The organism is Vibrio sp. STUT-A11 (assembly GCF_026000435.1).
In the GTDB taxonomy this organism is placed as follows: domain Bacteria; phylum Pseudomonadota; class Gammaproteobacteria; order Enterobacterales; family Vibrionaceae; genus Vibrio.
This window is the reverse complement of sequence record NZ_AP026764.1, coordinates 1155928-1177242: the sequence shown is the minus strand read 5'-3', so window position 1 is coordinate 1177242 and position 21315 is coordinate 1155928. Positions and strand designations below refer to the sequence as shown.

Below are 21315 nucleotides of genomic sequence, written 5' to 3'. Positions count from 1 at the left end.
CTCCTGATCTTACAAACCAAAGTCATCTAACGACGCATACAGTGACTACTTGCGTATATACTTTAAACAAGTCCCTGTCACTGCACTAGGAGGACGGTATGAAACGAATACGAATATGGCTCTTGCCGTTTATCCTGTTTGCCAGTCAAGCATTGGCGAACACGGTATGGATCGTCCCGGTTAATGGTGCGATTGGCCCCGCTATCAGCGATTATCTTGCCAGAGAAATAGAGCAGGCTCAGCAGGAAAATATCAGATTAGTCATTTTGAAAATGGATACTCCGGGAGGCCTCGATAGCTCGATGAGAGACATCATCCATGCTATCACCACATCATCTATTCCCGTCGCCACTTGGGTTGGCCCTTCAGGTTCCAGAGCGGCCAGTGCAGGTACTTATATTCTTCTCGCCAGTCACGTAGCAGCAATGGCCGAAGCAACAAACCTTGGTGCGGCTACTCCAGTTGCGTTAGGTGGTGGTGCACCGGGAGCCCCTTCCCCTGGCGAAGATCAAAACGAACAAGGCAAAGACCAACAAGAACCTGCAGATAGCACCTCAGAAAAAGTCCCCGCTAAAACAGCAATGGAGAAAAAAGTCATTAATGACGCGAAAGCCTACATTAAAGGTCTAGCCAAATTACATGACCGCAATGCCGAATGGGCGGAGAAAGCGGTCAGTGAAGCGGCCAGTCTGGATGCACAAGAAGCACTAGAACTGAATGTCATTGATTATATCGCTAACTCTCCAGAAGAACTGGTTCAACTGATAAACGGCACAACCGTCAACATAAACAATCAACCCTCAACATTATCATTGGATAATCCGGTTTGGGTGGAAAGAGTGCCCGATTGGCGTGCAGAAATGTTAGCCGTTATCACCAACCCAAATGTCGCTTACATTCTTATCCTTATCGGAATCTATGGCCTGCTTTTGGAATTCTATAATCCTGGGATCGGTTTACCCGGCGTTTTAGGCGGTATTTGCCTGTTACTTGCCATGTACGCACTGCAAATGATGCCTGTCAACTACGCAGGTTTAGGTCTGTTATTACTAGGTATCGCACTTATGGTAGCAGAGGCATTCAGCCCGAGCTTTGGCGTTTTGGGCTTAGGCGGTGTGGCAGCCTTTATTCTGGGGTCAATATTCCTTATGGATAGTGACTTACCAGGCTTCCAAGTCGCGCTGCCTTTAATTTTTGGTCTTTCAATCTTCTCTGTCGCACTTATCGTGTTGACCGTCGGCATGCTGGTTAGAATTCGCCAACGACATGTGACTACCGGCTTAGAGACGTACCCGGGTAAACATGCAGTAGTCAGTGATGACTTTATTGACGGCGAAGGCCGTGTGCAAATGGACGGTGCATTCTGGCAAGCCAAAACAGAAGAACACCAAGGACTCAAACAAGGTGACCAAGTTACCGTTGTTAATGTTAAAGGGCTAACCTTAACCGTGAAGCCCAGTGACCGCCCTAATAAATAGGAGGCGAATATGTTGCTCTACACTGTTTCTGTGATCGTCGTTCTGTTGATCGCACTAGCGACACAGATTTTCAAAGTATTACGTGAGTACGAACGTGGTGTCATTTTCTTCTTGGGTCGATTTCAAGAGGTAAAAGGCCCTGGCCTTATCATCTTGATCCCCTTTATCCAACAAATGGTACGAGTAGACTTACGAACCATCGTTCTGGACGTGCCAACCCAAGACCTGATAACCAAAGATAACGTGTCTGTGCGCGTAAACGCCGTGGTCTACTTCCGTGTGGTAGACCCACAAATGGCCATCAATAATATTGAAAGCTACGGCGAAGCAACCAGTCAGTTGGCACAAACCACGCTGCGTTCCGTATTAGGTCAACATGAGTTAGATGAGCTTCTCTCCGAGCGGGATCGACTCAATAAAGACTTACAAGCGATCCTTGATCAGCAAACCGATGACTGGGGTATAAAAATAGCCACCGTCGAAGTCAAACATGTTGATCTGAATGAAAGTATGGTGCGGGCTCTTGCACGTCAAGCCGAAGCCGAGCGTAATCGTCGTGCGAAAATCATTCATGCAACGGGTGAGTTAGAGGCGTCTAACAAGTTAAAAGATGCAGCTAAAATGTTGAATGAAGCCCCAAATGCCCTGCAATTACGCTACATGCAGACACTGACAGAAATCACCACGGACAAAACGTCAACGATAATTTTCCCTATGCCAATTAACTTAGTTGAGGCGGTGCAAGACATTGCGAATGCAGTGAATAAAGGTAAAGAAGACAAAGATCAATAATCCTGCGTTTTCATTACTGAAAGACTCTTCAGGATGACCGTGGTCTATTCTCATTCATCGACGTCATTCCAGCGAGCCTTGGCGAGACTAGGAATCTACTATCCGCGCGGTCAGATGTTTTAGGGATTGTCCTAACAGCAAAGTGCTCTAAAAGTAGATTCTGAATCACGCTCATTCCTCGCTGTTCAGAATGATGTGTATATACTCTGAACCACATAGAAAAAAGCCGCAGCGTGACTGCGGCTCTTCTTACTGTGGCATTCTACAAGCTGGCGTTAATCAAGCCACTTTATCTGACCTGAAATTTCCAAGTAGTGCATCGTATAACTCATTATCACTCAACACGCCTACCAGCTGGTTATCTTCCACCATCAATAGTGGCTGATTACTGCGCTGTTTTAGCTCAATCGCTTCACGCATGCTGATGTCCGGGCTCACCTGAACCAATGAGTTTTCGTTCACATCATTGAGGTTCGATGATTCGGCATCCCATAATATCAATAAGTCGCCTGCATCAGCTAAGCTCAAGCCTTTAGTTTCTTGAGTCACCCAAATATCTTTATCTGGACAGATAAGTACACGTTGTTCTTCACGAACTAAAGTGTCACTCGACTGCATCAAAGAGCGACCTTTGAGTACATTTAATGGATTAGTGTGTGCCACGAAGTCCGCTACATAATCGTTCTCTGGCGTCAGGATAATCTGCTCTGGTTTGCCATGCTGAATCAGTTTGCCCGACTCCATGATCGCGATATTGTTACCAATTTTAAGCGCTTCATCCAAGTCGTGACTTACGAACAGAATCGTCTTGTTCAGCTTCTCTTGAAGAAGAATCAGTTCATCCTGTAACTGAGCACGAATCAAAGGATCGAGTGCCGAAAACGGTTCATCCATGAGTAGAATGTCAGTATTCATCGCAAATGCGCGAGCCAAGCCAACACGCTGCTGCATACCGCCAGAAAGCTCATGTGGGAACTTATTCTCCCACTCAGATAGGCCCACCATTTCTAACTGCGCACGTGCTTTTTCACGACGTTCAGCTTTGCCAATGCCTTGCATCTCCAGTCCAAACGCCACGTTATCTAAGACCGATAACCAAGGCATCAAGGCGAACTTCTGAAACACCATAGAAACACGATGAGTACGTAAATGGCGAAGCGTCTGTTCATCACAGTTCGCCAGTTCCACCATGTTGTCGCCATCTTTGATTTTCAAAGAGCCACGAGAGATATCATTCAAGCCATTCACAGTACGAAGCAAACTGGACTTACCTGAACCGGACAAGCCCATCAGTACACAGATCTCACCCTGTTTGACGCTCAACGATACGTTATCAACGCCAACCACTTGACCCGTTTCGTCGATGATTTCTTGTCGTGATTTACCTTGGTCTAGCAGGTTCAGCGCTTGCGTTTGCTGTTGACCAAATACCACATCAAGGTTTTCAATAGTAATTGCGTTCATGATTACGCCTCCTTCTGGTTTGGTGCTTTACACAAGCGATCAAGGATGATTGCCACAAGAACAATGGCTAATCCTGCTTCAAAACCTTGTGAGATATTTACCGTGTTTAGCGCACGTACAACCGGCTTACCTAAACCGTCAGCACCCACTAGCGCCGCAATAACCACCATTGAAAGAGACAGCATGATACATTGCGTCACGCCTGCCATGATGCTTGGTAATGCCGCAGGTAACTCCACCTTAAACAGCAGTTTCATGCGGCTTGCACCAAACGCCTTACCTGCTTCTAATAACTCTTCCGGTACTTTAATAATGCCCAGATAAGTCAATCGAATTGGTGCCGCAATGGCGAATATAATGGTTGAGATAAGCCCCGGTACGATACCTAAACCAAACAGAACCAGTGTCGGAATCAGGTATACAAACGTTGGTACGGTTTGCATCAAGTCCAGAATCGGTCTGAGTAATGTATATAACCAAGGACGATGCGCAGCCATAATTCCTAAAGGCACACCAATTAATACGGAAATCGTTGTCGCAGCAAAAACAAGGACAAAGGTTTCCAGCATCTCTTGCCAGTAACCAAGGTTAAGAATCGCTAACAAAGCAAGCACGATAAATACCACAAGAGGAATACTACGGTGTAAGAACCAAGCGATTGCTGCCGTCATAATGATTGGAGCCGCAGGTGGCATCCATTTGAAAATATCCACCACAAACATAATGATGGTTTCAAGTGTAATAGAGATAGTGTCAAAGAAACCAGACGCATTGACGGTTAACCAATCAACACCCGTTTCCATCCACTGCCCTAAAGGTAGTTTGTTGTCCGTAATCATATTCACAATAAACCCTTTTTGTTAATGAAGTGGGTACTCCGACCCACCAGATATACCTGATTAGCCCATCAAATTGAGACTGTTCGGGTATAAGATCGAATTAAGCGTCTGTTTTTAAGTACGCTGAAATAGCTGCCTGTGCATCCTGGCCATCGACCGTTTTCACATCTTTCAGCCACGCTTCGATTTGATCTTGATTCGCGTTTAACCACGCTTGGGCCGCTTTCGATGGCTTTTGCTTCTGGTTAAGAATCGCTTCCATTAACTCGTTTTCCATTTCCAGGCTAAACTCGAGGTTCTTCACTAACTGACCAACATTTGGACACTCAGAAAGGTAGTTTTTACGAACGTTGGTATAAACGTTAGCGCCACCGTAGTTTGGACCAAAGAAGTCGTCGCCACCCGCTAGATATTCCATCTCAACGTTGTTGTTCATCGGGTGCGGCGCCCAACCCAGGTATACAATCCACTGGTTGCGACGGACTGCGCGAGAGACTTGTGAAACCATACCAGCTTCACTTGACTCAACTAAGCTGAATTCTTTCAGGCCAAACGCATCTTTGTCGATCATGGATTGGATTAAGCGGTTACCATCGTTACCCGGTTCGATACCGTAGATGCGGTCTTTAAATTTGTCGGCATGCTTTACCAGGTCAGCAAAGTTGGTAACACCTGCATCATAAACATATTTTGGAACGGCTAGCGTGTACTTCGCACCTACAAGGTTAGCTTTAACGGTCTCGACGGTGCCAGCATCACGGTACTTAGCGATATCTCCTTCCATTGTTGGCATCCAGTTACCGAGGAAAATATCGATGTCGCCATTTGCCATTGACGAATAGGTGACTGGTACAGAAAGCAGATCCGTTTTGGTCTTGTACCCTAAACCTTTTAGAAGTTCGGAAGTAACGGCGGTGGTTGCCGTAATATCTGTCCAACCTACATCGGCAAATCGAACAGTTTCACATTGGTTTGCGTAAGCACCAGTAGCTAAGGTACTTAACGCGATAGATGAGAAAATTTTAGTAATCTTAGACATGTTTAGTTCCTTGTAATGATTTCTGACTTACTTGTTAATTTATTATTCATTTAGAGACCGAAGCTAAATCCCTTTTTGGGGGATGGATTCGTTGCGTTTCTTGCCAGTTCGGAGCGATCCAAACCGGTGTGTTATTTTGTGATTCGAGTTTGTTACCCAAAATCATATCTGCCGCTCGCTCGGCCACCATGATGGTTGGTGCATTCAAGTTGCCATTTGGGATGGTTGGAAAAATTGATGAATCCACAACACGTAACCCTTGGATACCTCGTACCTGGCACTGCTCATCCAGTACAGCTAGCGGGTCATCATCCGCGCCCATTTTGCAGCTACACGATGGATGGTAAGCACTCTCTACGTTCTGCTTCACCCATTCATCAATTTGCTCGTCAGTCGTGATGTTTAAACCTGGCTGAATCTCATCGCCACGGAACTCATCCATCGCTGGCTGATTCAAGATTTCACGTGTCAGGCGAATACAATCACGCCAGTCCTGCTTATCCTGCTCGGTTGAGATGTAGTTGAACTCGATCTTCGGCTTGTCGTTCGGATTCGACGAAACTACTTCTACTGAGCCTCGGCTTTCTGGCTTATTAGGGCCAACGTGCACCTGGAATCCATGACCATCAAAAGCAGCTTGACCGTCATAACGCATTGCCGCTGGTAAGAAGTGGTATTGAATATTCGGCCACTTCAAGCCTTCGCGAGAACGAATAAACGCGCACGATTCAAAATGATTGGTTGCACCCAGGCCTTTACGAGTGAGAATCCACTCGGTACCGATTAAACCTTTACTCACCAAACCTAACTTACTGTTAAGCGTGATTGGCTGTTTGCAATGATATTGGAAGTAAACCTCCAGATGGTCTTGCAAGTTTTTACCTACGCCTTCCAGTTCATGTTTCAGCTCGATCCCGGCTTTATCCAGTACGTCTTTAGGACCGATACCCGAAAGTTGCAGCAGCTGTACCGATCCAATTGAACCCGCACTAGAAATCACTTCACTGTTTGCAAAACACTGTTTAACTGAACCAGATTGCTCGAATTCAACGCCGACCGCTTTCTTGTCTTCAAGTAAAACACGGTGGACGGTGACTCGCTTCATTAACGTGAAGTTCTTGCGCTTTTTAGCACGGCTTAAGTACGCATTGGACGTCGAAGCACGCACGCCTTTATCAACCGTCATATGCATCGGACCGAAGCCCTCTTGCTGGTAACCGTTGTAATCATCCGTTTCTGGGTAACCCGCATCTTTACCAGCTTCGATAAACGCTTCGTACAGTGGGTTAAGCTTCATGTCATTACCGTTGCAGGTGCCAACAGGGCCACTATCGCCACGGTACTCGTCCGCGCCACCAACCCAAGATTCTGCTTTACGGAAGTAAGGTAAACACGCCTGGTAGTTCCAGCCTTTTGCGCCCTCTTCTTCCCACTGGTCGAAGTCGCAAGCATGACCACGTACGTAAACCATGCCATTGATCGATGAGCTACCACCAAGAACTTTACCGCGAGGGCAGTGTAGCTGGCGTCCATCAAGACCATCTTCTTTCTCAGTCTCGAATTGCCAAGCGTATTTTTCGGTGTTCATCGGGTAAGAAAGTGCTGTCGGCATTTGGATAAAAATACTCTTATCGGTGCCACCCGCTTCCAACAATAAAACAGAGTGCTGACCGCTTTCACTCAAGCGATCCGCTAAAACACAGCCGGCCGAACCCGCACCGACGATAATATAATCGTAGTGTTGTTGCATTTTGATTCTCCTGGAAGGTTTAAGCGTAAGGGCTTTCGAAGTCGCTCAGTTGAACTAGTACACTCTTAGTTTGCGTGTAGTGCTTCAATGTTTCGACGCCGTTCTCGCGGCCAATACCGGACTGCTTGTAACCGCCTACTGGCATTTCTGCCGGAGAATCACCCCAGGCATTAACCCAGCAGATACCCGCCTGAATTTTATGAATAACGCGATGGGCGCGAGAGAGGTTCTGCGTGAAGACACCCGCAGCCAGACCATATTCCGTGTCGTTGGCACGCTCGATAACCTCAGCTTCGTCACTGAACTTAAGCACAGACATGACAGGGCCAAAGATCTCTTGCTGCACAACACTCATGCTATCGTCACAATCAACAAATACTGTTGGTGCAACGAAGTTACCGCTAGCCAGACCATTGTCCGTGACTTTGTAACCGCCAGTCAGTAGCGTTGCGCCGCTTGCTTTCGCTTCTTCAATCGCAGACAACACTTTGCCTTCATGTTCTTTAGAAATCAGCGCACCGATTTGGGTGTTTTCATCACGAGGATCACCGATAACCAATAATTCTGTGCGAGTTTTCAGCTGCTCAACGAACTCGTCATAAATGGATTCATGAACAAATACGCGCGTACCGTTGGTACAAACTTCACCCTGAGTATAAAAGTTAGCCACCATAGCCGCTGAAACAGCGTCGTTTAATTTCGCATCGTCAAAGACGATCAGTGGTGACTTTCCGCCTAACTCCATCGTAACTTGCTTAAGCGTTTTCGCGCTGTCACCCATGACAATTTTGCCCGTGCCTACTTCGCCGGTAAAAGAGACTTTCGCAATATCAGGATGCGCCGTTAGCATTTGGCCAACGCGGTAATCACCCTGAACAACATTAAATACACCGTCAGGCATGCCCGCTTCTGAGTAAATTTCAGCCAGTTTAAGAGCTGTCAGCGGCGTTTCTTCCGATGGTTTGAAAATCATTGCGTTACCAGCAGCAAGCGCTGGTGCAGATTTCCACATCGCGATTTGAATTGGGTAGTTCCAAGCACCGATACCCGCACAAATGCCTAGAGGTTCGCGGCGTGTGTAGAAAAACTGGTTTTCATTAAGCGGTTGTTGTTCGCCCTGTAAGCTAGGCGCTAAGCCCGCATAATATTCCAGTACATCAGCACCTGTCGTAATATCAACAGCGTTTGCTTCTTGGATTGGCTTACCTGTATCGGCTACTTCTAATGCGGCTAATTCGTCATTACGTTCGCGTAGAATCGCAACGGCTTTGTTAAGAATACGGCTACGTTCGATTGCCGTCATTGCAGACCATACTTCAAAGCCGCGTTTTGCAGACTCAACCGCCGCTTCCATATCATGCTGATTTGCTTGTTTAACATTGGCTAACGGTTCACCATTAGCGGGATTGTATGTGGTGAAATGCTCTTCAGAGCTGCCGGTGTACATTGCACCGTCGATGTAATGTGTTTTCATTTCCATTTTGAAGACCTGTGACTTTTAAATTTTTTGTGAGTAGTACGTTAGCTGCTTTTCGAGATAGTCGTTGATGATGACTCTTGCTTTTTCTGCATCGATGCCTTGCGGGTTGAGCGTTCCGCGTAGCCATATTCCATCAATGAGTGACGCAATCCCGTGAGCAACCAATTCCGCTTGCTCTGCACTTAATAGTGCTTTTAATTCTCTTCTTAGATGGGACAAAAGACGTCGTTCATTTACACGTTGCAGACGTTTTAGCTGTTCGTCATGCATCGAATAAGACCAGAAGGCTAGCCATGTCTTGGCCACTTTATTTTCAGCCTGAAAGCCGACAAAGTTACCGTCAATAATGGCATTGATACGTTGATGATGAGCGTCAGCCGGCAGCTCACGCAGCTTTTTCGTGATCGTGAATGAAAGCTGGCGAAGGATCTCTCGCATCGTTTCTTCCAATAACCCGTGCTTACCACCAAAGTAATGATTGATGATACCCGTTGATACGCCAGCTTCTTTGCTGATCAACGAGATACTCGCTGCATGTAAGCCCACCCTATCAATCACTGACATTGTTGCTTTCACCAGCTGTGGCTTCCTGATTTCAGGCATTCCCACCTTCGGCATTTCATCCCCTTTCATTTTTAATTGAACGGTTAGTTAAATATAAAATGCCTGAAAATTAGTTCGATCTCAAATTATTTTTTACTATTTCACCCAAAGAATGTTGTAAGTTTGTTCTCTAAAACACAAAGATGATACATTAACGATAACAAATTTAGGGGCAAAACCCGGCATCAAACAAGAACAAATAACCATATACATCAATAACTTAAAATTACATTTCTATAATTGTTATGTTTTCCTATTTTTGGGTAGATTATTTTTTAGATTTTTCCACACAAAAAAAATACATCGTGCACTAATGATTGCACCGTAATGGTATTGCTTGCACAAACATTGACCCCGCCACGCGGCAACATTTTAATAACATTAAAAATTTCATTCGCACCATGCTTGTCCACTTTCATCTATGGAGTTGCCTACGTTTAGTCTATGATGAATAAATGTGATCAATGTACGGTTTCAGAACAAGCTTTCAAAAGGTGTTGAGGAAGGTAGGATGCGAGGTTAAGTTGGAAAAATAGTATTGAAGAAAAAGTACTCGCTGAGTAAATGACAGATATAGACGTGTAGGTGTTGGCTAACAATACAGCACCCATTGTTAGCCTTGTGATTAAGCTTACATTCGCATACCGCCATCAACTTCTAATACTCTTCCGGTTACGAACTCATTAGTTAATACATATTTCACGGTCGCTGAGATCTCATCAGCAAGACCCAAGCGGCCGACAGGAATCATCTTGATTAGCCTATCCATGGCTTCCGGTTTAATCTGGTCCGTCATCGCCGTTTTGATTACGCCCGGCGCGATCGCAACAGAGCGAATACCAAATCGTCCTAATTCCTTCGCCCACACCGTCGCCATTGTCGCCACTGCTGCTTTGGAGGCAGAGTAGTTGGTTTGGCCAATATTCCCAGCACGAGCCACACTGGATATATTAATAAGCACACCTTTACTGTCGGTGTTGAGCATCACTTTGCTCGCTTCACGACCGCATAAGAAAGTACCCGTGACATTTACGTCCATAACCGACTGGAACTGCTCCAGAGACATTGACGTGATCTGACCGTCTTTCACTTTAATGAACATACCATCACGCATGATGCCAGCGTTGTTAATCACGCCATTGAGCTGCTTAAAGTCCGCTTCAATTTGCTCAAATGCCGTGCAAACCTGTTGTTCGTTTGTCACGTTCGTCACATAAACTCGGGCATTAACGCCCAGAGATTCACACTCTGCCTGTGTCTCCCTCAATTGTTCCAAATTGAGATCGATTAACGCGAGATTCACTCCGCTTTCTGCCAACGATAGCGCCACCTGTTTGCCAAGCCCCTGCCCAGCACCTGTAATCGCAACAACCTTATTTGCTAACTCCATAAGCACTCCTTAGGCTTGATTTTGCTTTTGGTAGAACTCAAACAAGCTAGAGAAATCTTTCTGTCCGTTGCCCTGACCGTTATGAAAATTAAATAGATTGCGTGCCACGCTACCCATTGGCGTTGACGTTTGACTGGCAACTGCCGCTTCCATTGCAAGGCCGAGGTCTTTCGCCATAAGCTGACTCATAAAACCACCTTGATAGCCATTACTCGCCGGCGCATTCTCCATCACGCCAGGACACGGGTTGTAGAGCTCTAACGCCCAGTTTCGACCAGAGCTTTGCAGCATAATGTCAGACAGCACTTTAGGATCGAGACCGTTCTCGATACCGAGGTTAAGTGCCTCACAAGTGCCGCTCATCAGAATACCCAGCATCATGTTATTGCAGATTTTCGCCACCTGACCAGCACCAGCGTCACCCGCATGGAAGATGTTCTTTCCCATATGGTCAAGCAGCGCTTTAGCTTGAACAAAGTTCTCTTGTGAGCCACCAACAATAAATGTCAGTGTCCCTGCTGCTGCGCCAGCCACACCACCAGAAACAGGCGCATCGACAAAGCTGATGCCTAACTGTTGTGCCTTTTCGCCAACCAGACGCGCGGTTGCCGGATCAATGGTGGATGAGTCAATCAGTAATGTTCCAGACTCAACACTTTCTAAGATGCCATCCTGACCAAGATAGACACTTTTGACATGCTGACTAGCAGGTAACATTGTGACGACAATGCCCGCCCCCTGAACGACTTGCTGAACAGAATCAGCACTCGAAGCGCCAAGTGCGGTCAGTTCCGCCACGGCGTTCGGATTCAAATCAAATACTTCAACCTTCAAACCGGCTTTAACCAGGTTCTTGGCCATAGGTGCACCCATATTGCCAAGACCAATAAATGCTATTTTATTCATGTTCTGTCTCTTCCTTGTCGCTAATCCGCTTTAACTATTCCGTTCAACTAAAGTTCAGCTGTCGCCAATTGCGCGCCTTTAAGTGGGTAATCCACTGAATCAATGGGTGCTAAAAAGCGTTGCAGCTCCTGTGGTGTCACATCGACAACACTGTTGTGCATCCACGTTGGCTGATTGGTTTTATCGATGATAAGCGCACGAACCCCTTCCCTAAAGTCACCTTCTAAACCACAGCGTAATGTGAGGTTAAACTCCATATCAAAACACGCATCCAAAGACAGCCCTTGATACTGAGTCAATTGTTGGTAAGTAAGATTGAGTGAAAGAGGACTGCCATAGCTGAGTGCTTTCTGCGCATTAGCAAACCATTTATCATCCACATCAGCGCTGGCTATCGCGTCAGCTATCGTTGGTAAATCGCCACGACAAAGCTGCTCTATCAAGCTAGCATGAGGTAGCATTAAGCCCTGACCCGGCTCTTTAACTTCTAGAGTGCGAAGTAGTGTCGCAATCTTCTCGTTAATGTCCGTTTCACTTTTCCAATGAGTACTGGAGAGTTGAGAGAAGAAGCTTCCCTTACTATCAGGATGGGTAATCCATTGACTCAACCCTAATGCTTTCATGTCGGTCGCATTAATCTGACAGGCAGTTAAACCAAGAAACAGCGCGTAGTGTTTTGGCAACTGATTCAAAAAGTAGGTCGCGCCCACATCCGGATAAAGACCAATTTTAATTTCTGGCATCGCAAAGCGAGTGTTGGTCTCCGCCACACGATGACTTGCACCCATAAACAAACCGACCCCACCACCCATCAGGTAGCCATGCCCCCAAGCGATAATAGGCTTTGAATAGGTATGAATCAGGAGATCGCAGCGATATTCAAGATCGAAGAACGTCTTCATGGCTGAAAGTGCAGAGTTAAAATCTTGCTCTTTGTTTTCTAACGCGCGGTAAATGGCTTGAATATCACCCCCAGCACAGAATGCTCTCTCGCCCTTAGCATGCAAACACACCGCAACGATGTTGTCATCGATTTGCCACTCAAGCAGTTGGGTGTAAAGCTGCTCGATCATTTCATAACTCAGAGCATTTAGTGATGCAGGGTTATCTAACTCAAGCACGCCTATGATGGAGCCATCAGCACATTCTAATTTTGATATATTTACTTTGTTCGCCATGACAACTCCCTAGCTATTGGTCCAGTTTGGCTTGCGCTTTTGCAAGAATGCGTTCACACCCTCTGTCTGATCTTGCGTATTGAAAAGCTGTAAGAACAGTTCACGTTCCAAAACCAGCCCTGCCGCATGTGTCTGGCTGCGTCGATTTTGGATGAGTGTTTTGCAAGCAGATACAGACTTAGGCGATTGACCCGCGACACGCTGTGCCAGTTGCATTGCGGTTTCCAACGCTTGTCCTTTTTCAACGACTTCTTCGACCAAACCGATTTTCTCTGCTCGCTCGGCCGTCACACGTTCACCACATAGGATCATGCGCTTCGCCCAACCTTCACCGACTAGCGCAGTGAGATTTTGCGTTCCTCCGGCACAAGGCAATAGGCCAACCGACGCTTCTGGTAACGCCATTTGTACTTGTTCTTCAGCGATACGAATGTCGCAAGCCATCGCTACTTCCAAACCACCGCCCATTGCATAGCCATTGATCGCCGCAATAGACACCCCATCAAACGCTGACAAGGCTTCAAACGCTTCACCAAATGCGAACGCCATATCCGCCGCTTGCGATTTGTCACCCGAGGCGAAATTATTAAGGTCAGCACCAGCAGAGAAGAACTTCTCCCCTTCACCCGTTAGTACCAAAGCGTAAATAGAGCGATCGTTGCTGAGCTCAATTGCCAACTCTTTAAGCTGATTCAAAGACTCAAGCGTCCACGTATTCGCAGGTGGATTACTGATGGTTAGCTTGGCAATGTGATTTTCGCGCTCTAATTTGATTTGTGCTGTCATAATCTTTCAATCCCTTTTGTTCTTTAAGGTAAGGCTCTACTTCGCAGGCTAAACCAGCTCAACGCCTTCCGTGAGTAGACGTCTTGAGATGATAAGACGCATGATTTCGTTGGTACCTTCAAGAATTTGGTGAACACGTACGTCTCTGAAGTGACGCTCAACTGGATACTCTTTGATGTAGCCATAACCGCCGTGAATTTGCAGTGCCTGGTCACAGACTTTAAAGCCCACATCAGTCGCAAAGCGTTTTGCCATTGCGCAGTACGCACTTTTTTCTGCGTGCTGAGCATCGAGTTTTGCAGCCGCAAGTCTCACCATTTGACGCGCAGCGACCAGTTCTGTTGCCATGTCCGCCAGTTTGAATTGCAGCGCCTGGAATTGTGCCAGTGAACGTCCAAACTGTTTACGCTCTGTCATATACTGTTTTGCTTCGTTTAACGCTTGTTGTGCCGTACCAACAGAACAGGTAGCGATATTGATTCGACCACCATCAAGGCCGAGCATAGCGAATTTAAAGCCCTCCCCCTCTTCACCCAACAAGTAGTCAGCCGGAATTCGGACGTTTTCGAAGGTGATCATGCGCGTTGGTTGGCAGTTCCAGCCCATTTTGGCTTCCTTCTTACCGTAACTGATGCCTTCGCTGTCAGCAGGCACAACAAAAGCAGAAACACCGCCTGCGCCTTCTCCACACGAGCGAGCCATAACAACGAGCACATCCGTATCACCCGCACCTGAGATAAACACTTTTGCACCATTCAAAACAAACTCATCGCCATCACGCACTGCACTCGTCGTCAGAGATGCCGCGTCAGAACCTGCATTTGGCTCTGTCAGGCAATAAGAAGCGAGCTTTTCACCCGTGATCAGTTCACCACTAAATTGTTGAGCAACTTCCGGTTTAGCAAAGCTGGTGATCATCCAGGTTGCCATATTATGGATAGTCATAAACGCTGTGGTCGCCGTACAACCCATCGCCAATTGTTCAAAAATAATCGCAGCATCCAAACGGGAAAGCCCCAAGCCACCGTGCTCTGGTGGCGTATAGATACTCAAAAAACCCAGTTCACCCGCCTGGCGAAGTACATCTTTAGGGAAGTGGTGTTTTTCATCCCACTCTGCGGCGTGCGGTGCAAGCATCTGTTCTGCGAACTGTTTCGCTGCGTCTGCGAATGCGATTTGATCTTCGTTTAATTCAAAATCCATCTTGAAATCCTAGGGTCTAATTCATTTCAATCGAATCTAGGCCAAGCTCTGACTTCGGCTTGGCCAGAATGTTGTCAGCGAGGATGATTAGTTGAGCTCGATAGTCATATTCGGGCCGCTTGGAATGTCATCTTCAAACCAGCGTGCGGTGACCGTTTTTGTTTCGGTGTAGAAGCGAACTGCTTGTTTACCGTAGGCATGTAAATCGCCGTAGAAACTGCCTTTCCAACCGGTAAATGAGAAGAATGGCAATGGAACTGGGATTGGCACGTTAATACCCACATTACCCACTTCAATATTGTGCTGATACTTTCTCGCAGCAGCGCCATTCGCTGTGAAAATAGACGTACCGTTACCAAAACGGTTCGCGTTGATAAGCTCAATCGCCTCGTCCAGATTATCCACTTCCATGGTCAGCAACACTGGGCCAAAAATCTCTTCCTGATAAATCGACATGTCTGTCGTCACGTTGGTAAACAGTGTTGGACCAACCCAGTTTCCGTCAGGGAAACCAGCCACTTGGCAATCGGTACCGTCCAGAACACAGTTCGCGCCAGACTCTTTGCCTTCATTAATTAAGTTCACCACACGTTGTTTCGCTTGCGGGCTAATAAGCGGACCATAACCCGCCGATTCATCATCCCACGCGCCTGGCTGAACTTGAGCTAACGCCTCTTTAAGCTCTGGAATCCATTCTTTTGTTTCACCAACAAACACCGCGACCGAAATCGCCATACAGCGCTGACCTGCGGCACCAACTGAAGCGCCAACAAGGTTATTAATCACTTGCTGTTTATTTGCATCAGGCATAATCACCATGTGATTCTTCGCACCAGCAAATGATTGAACACGTTTTAGGTTGTCAGTGCCCGTTTTGTAGATGTACTCACCAACTGGCACAGAGCCAACAAAAGAGATAGCGCGGACGACTGGATCAGTAAGAATGCGATCAACTTGTTCTTTGCTGCCGTGGACAATTTGCAATACACCTTTTGGTGCACCGGCCTGTTCAAACAGTTCAGCCAGTTTCATCGCGGTTAGCGGCACTTGCTCTGACGGTTTCAAAATGAAGGTGTTGCCACACGCAATCGCCATAGGGAACATCCACAATGGGATCATCGCAGGGAAGTTAAAAGGTGTGATGCCAGCACAAACACCAAGTGGTTGAATGTAAGAGTAACCATCAATATTCGTTGCGACATTCTCAACCGTTTCGCCCATCATTGAGCTACAAATGTTTGCGGCTTGTTCAACGACTTCAATCCCGCGCCAAACATCACCTTTAGCATCCGCTAGGGTTTTACCTGTCTCGCTTGAAAGCAATATTGCCAAATCGTCGTGCTGTTCTTTTAGTAGATGTTGGTAACGCAACATCAGTCTCGCACGTTCTGGTGCAGCCACTTCTTTCCAACGCTTAAACGTCTCTGTTGCGCTGGCGATCGCTGCATTCATTTCTGATTCCGTGGCACAAGGCACTTGTGCAATCACTTCATTAGTTGCCGGGTTAGTTACATCTAGCCATTGTTTTGAGTCGGAGATGGCGAATTCACCACCGATATACTGCTTTACTTGTTCTGTCATGATGACATCCTTGTATTTTTCAGCTTTTTACTGACTACTGTTATGTAAGTGAAACTTTGTTGAGAGTGAATTAGCAGATTTCAATCGCGATTGCGGTTGCCTCACCACCACCAATACACAGTGATGCAACGCCACGTTTACCGTCGGTCTGTTTAAGCTCGTGAATCAAAGTCACGAGAATTCGGTTGCCACTCGCACCAATAGGATGACCTAACGCACAAGCACCACCGCGTGGGTTAACTTTGTTCTCATCGAGTTCGAGTACTTTCACTGCGTATTGAGTGACAACAGCAAAGGCCTCATTAATTTCCCAAAGGTCTACGTCCGATTTGTCCCAGCCCGTTTTTTCCAGCAGTTTTTCAATCGCGAAGACGGGTGCGATGGTGAACTCTTCTGGCAGCCTTGCATGTGTGCTGTAAGCAACAATTTTGGCCAGAGGTTGAAGGTTTTCCTGACGACCTAACTCGCTGTCGACCAATACCATTGCCGACGCGCCATCTGAAATGGAGCTTGAGTTTGCCGCTGTTACGCCACCATCTTTAGCAAACGCAGGGCGCAAAGTTGGAATTTTGGCAAAATCGAGTTTGCTCGGTTGCTCATCGTCGGCAACCAAGATGTCGCCGCGTCGACTTTTCACGTTAACAGGCACGATCTCTTCTTTGAACAAACCTTGCTCAATCGCTTGCTGCGCACGAGTCACCGATTGCTGCGCCCAAGAATCCATGCTTTCACGATTAAACTGATACTTTTGCGCGGTTTGTTCAGCAAAGACACCCATCAGCTCGCCTTGATAGGCATCCTGTAAGCCGTCGTAAAACATGTGATCGAGCACTTGCTCGTGGCCTAAACGAAAACCCTCGCGCGCTTTTTTTAATAGATAAGGAGACGAAGACATGTTTTCCATACCACCCGCAATAACCGCATGCGCGTTGCCAGATTGAATAAGATCATGAGCAAGCATCACGGTCTTCATGCCCGACCCACATACCTTGTTCAGCGTGGTACAACCAATGGATTGTGGCATGTCAGCTTTTAAACTCGCCTGTCTTGCAGGGGCTTGCCCCACACCTGCTGGTAGTACACAGCCCATCAGTACTTCATCTATTTTGTCTGCATCAAGCTGACTTTCTGCTAAAGCGCCCTGAATGGCTGTCGCCCCGAGTTCGGTGACATCGGTTGAAGCTAATGCCCCTTGAAAAGCACCGATAGGCGTTCGTTTAGCGGCAACAATCCATGTTTCGTTTTTCATTCTGTTAACCTTTTGTTGACGTTTACGTCATAACTATACTAACATTTACGTTAACGTCAAGTTTGAGATTATTGTTTGTTCGGTTGAATCGTCAGTTTTGGGTAAACGTCAGTAATATCAAGGCTCAAGAGTGTTCACTAGTTATTTACTTTAACGTTAACGAATTGTATATTTGGATAAATGTTATACGAAAGTCGTAAGGTTAAAGAATGAATACATTTAAGATCAGTGAGCTCGCGAAGGAGTTCGATATTACAACCCGAAGTATTCGCTTTTACGAAGATTTAGGTCTGCTAACTCCAGAACGTAAAGGCAACACTCGAATCTACAATGGTCGCGATCGAATTCGACTAAAACTGATTTTGCGAGGTAAGCGATTAGGCTTTTCTCTCGCAGATATCAAAGAGTTGTTTGAACTCTACGATACCGATCAAAGTACTGAGCAGTTGAACTATATGATTCGGTTGATCGAAGAGAAGAAGGCAGCATTGCAACAGCAGGCGAATGACATTCAAGCGGTAATGATGGAATTAAATGCTGCGCAGTTGCGATGCCAAAACACACTGAGCTCCATGAAAGGCGAAAAAGTCACCTGACACCTCAGCACTGGGATGTAGGTGACGTAAAGGCAAGGACACGCAATGAAATCTACCTACTCTTCCCTAAACTTTGTTTATGACGAAAATACCGATTTGCTTCGTGAGCAAATCAATAGTTTTGCTGCAAGAGAAATTGCGCCTCTTGCGCAATCTATCGACCAATCTAACGACTTTCCAAACCATCTTTGGTCCAAATTAGGTGAAATGGGTCTTTTAGGTGTGACCACCAGCGAAGAGTTTGGTGGCGCAAACATGGGCTACCTCGCCCACGTGATAGCGATGGAAGAAATCAGCCGGGCATCAGCCTCGGTTGCTTTAAGCTACGGTGCACACTCCAACCTTTGTGTTAACCAAATCCACCGCAACGGAACTCAAGCACAAAAAGAGAAATATCTGCCTAAACTTATCTCCGGTGAACATATTGGTGCGCTAGCAATGAGCGAGCCTGGCGCAGGTTCCGATGTGGTATCCATGCAGCTTAAAGCCGAACGTAAAGGTGATATTTTCCTGCTAAATGGCAACAAAATGTGGATCACCAACGGTCCGGATGCCCATACCTATGTTGTCTACGCCAAAACCGATCCAAGCCAGAGTGCAAAAGGCATTACTGCTTTTATTGTCGAACGTGGATACCCTGGTTTCACTCAAGCGCAAAAGCTCGACAAACTAGGCATGCGCGGTTCCAACACATGTGAGTTGGTATTCCAAAACTGCGAAGTCCCTGCTGAAAACATTCTCGGTGAAGAAAACCAAGGCGTGAAAGTGTTGATGAGCGGTTTGGACTACGAACGCGTTGTCCTTGCCGGCGGCCCGCTTGGCATTATGCAGGCATGTATGGATATCGTTGTGCCATACATCCACGACCGTAAACAGTTCGGCAAATCCATTGGCGAATTCCAGCTTGTGCAAGCGAAAATCGCGGATATGTACACGCAAATGAATGCCGCGAAAGCCTACGTTTACGCAGTGGCAGCCGCTTGTGATCGCGGTGAAACCACACGTAAAGACTCCGCTGGTGCGATTCTCTACAGCGCGGAACTGGCAACCAAAATGGCTTTGGATGCGATCCAGTTACTCGGAGGAAACGGCTACATCAACGAGTTTGATACGGGTCGTCTGCTTCGTGATGCCAAGCTATATGAAATCGGCGCAGGCACTTCGGAAATTCGACGCATGCTTATTGGTCGCGAATTGTTTAACGAAAGCGCCTAGCAATCAGCCCCAGGCATTCTGACTCAAAATAATTTCATTAATCAACCTAAATTGGCGACGGGCGCTCTGTGCCCGTCGCCCCGAATGGAGATCGGCTATTTATGGCTTGTTTGACGACCAATATTAATACCCATTCAGAGCAGTATCAGGAAAACTACCGCTCTATGGCGTCACTTGTGGATCAACTTTATACCGTGACCGCCCAAATAGAGGACGGGGGCGGCGAAAAAGCGCGAGAACATCAGCAGAAGAAAGGCAAGCTTCCTGCTCGAGAGCGCATCCTGGCCCTACTCGATCCAGGCTCGTCCTTTTTAGAAATCGGTCAATTTGCTGGCTGGGATGTGTACCCTGATTATGTTCCATGTGCTGGAGTGGTTGCGGGTGTGGGTGTGATAGATGGTACTGAGTGCATGATCGTCGCCAACGACGTGACAGTCAAAGGCGGCAGTTACTACCCACTTACGGTTAAAAAACACCTAAGAGCACAGGAAATTGCAGAAAAATGCCAACTGCCGTGTGTTTATCTGGTCGACTCTGGTGGCGCTAACCTGCCTCGCCAAGACGAAGTCTTCCCGGACAGGGACCACTTCGGTCGTATTTTCTATAACCAAGCCCGTATGTCGGCCAAAGGCATCCCTCAAATTGCTGTCGTGATGGGGCTGTGTACCGCTGGCGGCGCGTACGTTCCTGCCATGTGTGATGTTTCCATCATCGTAAAAGAGCAAGGAACGATCTTCTTAGCGGGTCCACCTCTTGTAAAAGCAGCAACAGGCGAAGAAGTGAGTGCTGAAGATCTTGGCGGTGCCGATGTTCACTGCCGTACGTCTGGCGTGGCCGACTATTATGCAGAAAACGATCACCATGCATTAGAACTCGCGAGACAAGCCGTTTCACAAATCAACCACTTAAAGCCGATTCAACTTAAGCAAAAAGCGCCACAAGAACCACGTTTCTCTGCGCATGAGCTTTACGGTATCGTCGGTACCGATCTTAAAAAGCCGTTTGATGTAAAAGAGGTGATTGCACGAATAGTTGATGATTCACAGTTTGACGAATTTAAAGCCTTGTTCGGTGAAACCTTAGTCTGCGGCTTTGCTCATATCCACGGTATGCCAATTGGGATCGTTGCTAACAACGGCATTCTATTTTCAGAATCGGCTCAAAAAGGCGCCCATTTTATTGAGCTGTGTGCACAGCGAAAAATTCCTCTGCTTTTCTTGCAGAACATCACAGGCTTTATGGTCGGTCAAAAGTACGAGGCTGAAGGTATCGCTAAGCATGGTGCGAAGATGGTGACCGCTGTGGCGTGTGCAGACGTGCCTAAATTTACCGTTGTTATTGGTGGCTCGTATGGCGCAGGTAATTACGGTATGTGCGGCAGAGCTTATGACCCAACCATGATGTGGATGTGGCCAAATGCACGTATTTCCGTCATGGGTGGCGAGCAAGCTGCGGGCGTAATGGCGCAAGTGACCCGTGATATTAAAACGCGCAAAGGTGAAAGCTGGAGCGTAGAGGAAGAAGAAGCGTTCAAGCGTCCAATTGCGGAGCAATATCAAACGCAAAGTCACGCTTATTACGCCAGTGCTCGTCTGTGGGACGACGGCATTATTGATCCCGCGAAAACCCGTGATGTTGTCGGTATTGCTCTGTCTGCTGCACTCAATGCCCCAATCCCAGACAGCAAATTTGGCATCTTCCGTATGTAGTCGGATGCAAGGCAAACCTTAACTCCTCGCTATCCATCAATGTGTAGCCAATTAATG

General features: G+C 46.9%; 18 protein-coding genes. 5 read left to right on the top strand and 13 right to left on the bottom strand.

Annotated elements, in window-relative coordinates:
* Window positions 1–98 precede the first annotated feature (98 nt).
* Window positions 99–1478: a nodulation protein NfeD gene (locus OO774_RS20965; protein ID WP_264906447.1), complete on the top strand. Its 1380-nt coding sequence runs from the start codon at window positions 99–101 to the stop codon at window positions 1476–1478.
* A 9-nt stretch (window positions 1479–1487) separates the two neighbouring features.
* Window positions 1488–2270, top strand: a complete 783-nt coding sequence (locus OO774_RS20960) for a slipin family protein (RefSeq protein ID WP_264906446.1) — start codon at window positions 1488–1490, stop codon at window positions 2268–2270.
* Window positions 2271–2549: 279 nt separating this feature from the next.
* On the opposite strand, the gene choV is transcribed toward OO774_RS20960, so the two are convergent.
* The 13 genes from choV to OO774_RS20895 all read right to left on the bottom strand — a co-directional run bounded on the left by choV (window position 2550) and on the right by OO774_RS20895 (window position 17738).
* Window positions 2550–3734 carry a choline ABC transporter ATP-binding protein gene (gene choV, locus OO774_RS20955; RefSeq protein WP_264906444.1) on the bottom strand — a complete coding sequence of 395 codons (1185 nt, stop codon included), beginning with the start codon at window positions 3732–3734 and terminating at the stop codon, window positions 2550–2552.
* 2 nt (window positions 3735–3736) lie between these two features.
* Entirely contained in the window at window positions 3737–4579 is an 843-nt protein-coding gene (gene choW / locus OO774_RS20950; protein WP_264906442.1) for a choline ABC transporter permease subunit, read from the bottom strand.
* 94 nt (window positions 4580–4673) lie between these two features.
* Window positions 4674–5612 carry a choline ABC transporter substrate-binding protein gene (locus tag OO774_RS20945; protein ID WP_264906440.1) on the bottom strand — a complete coding sequence of 313 codons (939 nt, stop codon included), beginning with the start codon at window positions 5610–5612 and terminating at the stop codon, window positions 4674–4676.
* Window positions 5613–5658: 46 nt separating this feature from the next.
* The gene (betA, locus tag OO774_RS20940) at window positions 5659–7362 is read right to left on the bottom strand and encodes a choline dehydrogenase (RefSeq protein WP_264906438.1); all 1704 of its coding nucleotides are present in this window, start codon (window positions 7360–7362) and stop codon (window positions 5659–5661) included.
* 19 nt (window positions 7363–7381) lie between these two features.
* A complete protein-coding gene (gene betB / locus OO774_RS20935; RefSeq protein WP_264906436.1) occupies window positions 7382–8842 on the bottom strand; it encodes a betaine-aldehyde dehydrogenase in 1461 nt (486 codons plus the stop codon).
* 18 nt (window positions 8843–8860) lie between these two features.
* Window positions 8861–9460 (bottom strand): transcriptional regulator BetI, encoded by a 600-nt coding sequence (gene betI, locus OO774_RS20930; RefSeq protein WP_014233980.1) that lies wholly within the window; start codon window positions 9458–9460, stop codon window positions 8861–8863.
* Between the two features lie 616 nt (window positions 9461–10076).
* Entirely contained in the window at window positions 10077–10835 is a 759-nt protein-coding gene (locus tag OO774_RS20925) for an SDR family oxidoreductase (protein ID WP_264906433.1), read from the bottom strand.
* 9 nt (window positions 10836–10844) lie between these two features.
* Entirely contained in the window at window positions 10845–11741 is an 897-nt protein-coding gene (gene mmsB, locus OO774_RS20920; protein ID WP_264906431.1) for a 3-hydroxyisobutyrate dehydrogenase, read from the bottom strand.
* A gap of 47 nt (window positions 11742–11788) precedes the next feature.
* Window positions 11789–12919 (bottom strand): enoyl-CoA hydratase/isomerase family protein, encoded by a 1131-nt coding sequence (locus tag OO774_RS20915; protein WP_264906429.1) that lies wholly within the window; start codon window positions 12917–12919, stop codon window positions 11789–11791.
* 9 nt (window positions 12920–12928) lie between these two features.
* On the bottom strand, window positions 12929–13705 hold the full coding sequence (locus OO774_RS20910) for an enoyl-CoA hydratase (RefSeq protein WP_264906427.1): 777 nt from the start codon (window positions 13703–13705) through the stop codon (window positions 12929–12931).
* A 48-nt stretch (window positions 13706–13753) separates the two neighbouring features.
* Complete coding sequence (locus tag OO774_RS20905) at window positions 13754–14908, bottom strand: acyl-CoA dehydrogenase family protein (protein WP_264906425.1); 1155 nt, start codon at window positions 14906–14908, stop codon at window positions 13754–13756.
* Window positions 14909–14995: 87 nt separating this feature from the next.
* Window positions 14996–16489: a CoA-acylating methylmalonate-semialdehyde dehydrogenase gene (locus tag OO774_RS20900; protein ID WP_264906424.1), complete on the bottom strand. Its 1494-nt coding sequence runs from the start codon at window positions 16487–16489 to the stop codon at window positions 14996–14998.
* A 70-nt stretch (window positions 16490–16559) separates the two neighbouring features.
* Window positions 16560–17738 carry a thiolase family protein gene (locus tag OO774_RS20895; protein ID WP_264906422.1) on the bottom strand — a complete coding sequence of 393 codons (1179 nt, stop codon included), beginning with the start codon at window positions 17736–17738 and terminating at the stop codon, window positions 16560–16562.
* Window positions 17739–17947: 209 nt separating this feature from the next.
* Between OO774_RS20895 and OO774_RS20890 the strand changes: the two genes are divergently transcribed.
* From OO774_RS20890 to OO774_RS20880, 3 genes are all read left to right on the top strand, one after another.
* On the top strand, window positions 17948–18334 hold the full coding sequence (locus OO774_RS20890) for a MerR family DNA-binding transcriptional regulator (protein ID WP_203492019.1): 387 nt from the start codon (window positions 17948–17950) through the stop codon (window positions 18332–18334).
* Window positions 18335–18379: 45 nt separating this feature from the next.
* Window positions 18380–19549 (top strand): isovaleryl-CoA dehydrogenase, encoded by a 1170-nt coding sequence (locus OO774_RS20885; RefSeq protein ID WP_264906420.1) that lies wholly within the window; start codon window positions 18380–18382, stop codon window positions 19547–19549.
* A 101-nt stretch (window positions 19550–19650) separates the two neighbouring features.
* Window positions 19651–21258, top strand: a complete 1608-nt coding sequence (locus OO774_RS20880; protein ID WP_264906419.1) for a carboxyl transferase domain-containing protein — start codon at window positions 19651–19653, stop codon at window positions 21256–21258.
* The last annotated feature ends 57 nt before the right edge of the window (window positions 21259–21315 follow it).

Coding starts and splice junctions, on each gene's coding strand:
- OO774_RS20905 (WP_264906425.1), bottom strand. CDS start 14,908: ATGGATTTTGAATTAAACGAAGATCAAATCGCATTCGCAGACGCAGCG.
- OO774_RS20945 (WP_264906440.1), bottom strand. CDS start 5,612: ATGTCTAAGATTACTAAAATTTTCTCATCTATCGCGTTAAGTACCTTA.
- OO774_RS20910 (WP_264906427.1), bottom strand. CDS start 13,705: ATGACAGCACAAATCAAATTAGAGCGCGAAAATCACATTGCCAAGCTA.
- OO774_RS20890 (WP_203492019.1), top strand. CDS start 17,948: ATGAATACATTTAAGATCAGTGAGCTCGCGAAGGAGTTCGATATTACA.
- mmsB (WP_264906431.1), bottom strand. CDS start 11,741: ATGAATAAAATAGCATTTATTGGTCTTGGCAATATGGGTGCACCTATG.
- OO774_RS20960 (WP_264906446.1), top strand. CDS start 1,488: ATGTTGCTCTACACTGTTTCTGTGATCGTCGTTCTGTTGATCGCACTA.
- OO774_RS20925 (WP_264906433.1), bottom strand. CDS start 10,835: ATGGAGTTAGCAAATAAGGTTGTTGCGATTACAGGTGCTGGGCAGGGG.
- OO774_RS20915 (WP_264906429.1), bottom strand. CDS start 12,919: ATGGCGAACAAAGTAAATATATCAAAATTAGAATGTGCTGATGGCTCC.
- choV (WP_264906444.1), bottom strand. CDS start 3,734: ATGAACGCAATTACTATTGAAAACCTTGATGTGGTATTTGGTCAACAG.
- OO774_RS20885 (WP_264906420.1), top strand. CDS start 18,380: ATGAAATCTACCTACTCTTCCCTAAACTTTGTTTATGACGAAAATACC.
- OO774_RS20880 (WP_264906419.1), top strand. CDS start 19,651: ATGGCTTGTTTGACGACCAATATTAATACCCATTCAGAGCAGTATCAG.
- betA (WP_264906438.1), bottom strand. CDS start 7,362: ATGCAACAACACTACGATTATATTATCGTCGGTGCGGGTTCGGCCGGC.
- OO774_RS20965 (WP_264906447.1), top strand. CDS start 99: ATGAAACGAATACGAATATGGCTCTTGCCGTTTATCCTGTTTGCCAGT.
- OO774_RS20895 (WP_264906422.1), bottom strand. CDS start 17,738: ATGAAAAACGAAACATGGATTGTTGCCGCTAAACGAACGCCTATCGGT.
- betB (WP_264906436.1), bottom strand. CDS start 8,842: ATGGAAATGAAAACACATTACATCGACGGTGCAATGTACACCGGCAGC.
- OO774_RS20900 (WP_264906424.1), bottom strand. CDS start 16,489: ATGACAGAACAAGTAAAGCAGTATATCGGTGGTGAATTCGCCATCTCC.
- betI (WP_014233980.1), bottom strand. CDS start 9,460: ATGCCGAAGGTGGGAATGCCTGAAATCAGGAAGCCACAGCTGGTGAAA.